At 62.1% G+C, this 536-nt stretch carries 1 protein-coding gene; it reads left to right on the top strand.

Going from position 1 to position 536, the window contains the following annotated elements:
* Positions 1-14: 14 nt before the first annotated feature.
* Positions 15-536 (top strand): IS5 family transposase (locus B7444_RS12090; protein ID WP_148424758.1); only part of this gene is annotated, 522 nt, incomplete at its 3' end.

The following is a 536-nucleotide window of genomic DNA, read 5'->3' as shown; positions in this document are numbered from 1 at the left end:
GATTCAAGCTCTGGATGTGGACGCCAGAGCAGAGGGGCCGGATGGCCAGGATCACCCGTAAGACGAAACGCTACCCGTCTGACATGACAGACGAGGAATGGGAACGGATCGCGCCATTGATGCCAAGCCCTGGGCGTCGTGGCCGCCCACGGGAGGTCGAATTCCGTGAGGTGATCAACGCAGTGCGCTATCTCGTTCGTTCAGGCTGCGGCTGGCGGATGCTGCCGATCCACTTTGGGCACTGGCGCACGGTCTATGGCTGGTTTCGTGAGTTGGCGCGCCGGTTCCTGTTCCAGACCATCCATGACATTGAACTGATGCTCGACCGGGAGCAGGCTGGTCGCGAAGCCAGTCCGACAGCGGCGGTGATCGACAGCCAGAGCATCAAGGCGCCTCATGCGAGGACAAGGGGTTACGATGCCGGCAAGAAGGTCGTCGGACGCAAGCGCCATATCGCCGTCGATACAGACGGGCGCCTCCTGATGGTCAACCTGACCCCGGCCGACATCTCCGACAGTGCCGGTGCCCAGATGATC

The organism is Gluconobacter thailandicus F149-1 = NBRC 100600, from assembly GCF_000964465.1.
Lineage (GTDB): Bacteria > Pseudomonadota > Alphaproteobacteria > Acetobacterales > Acetobacteraceae > Gluconobacter > Gluconobacter thailandicus.
Note: the sequence above shows the minus strand (reverse complement) of the source record. Positions and strands in the feature narration are given on the sequence as shown.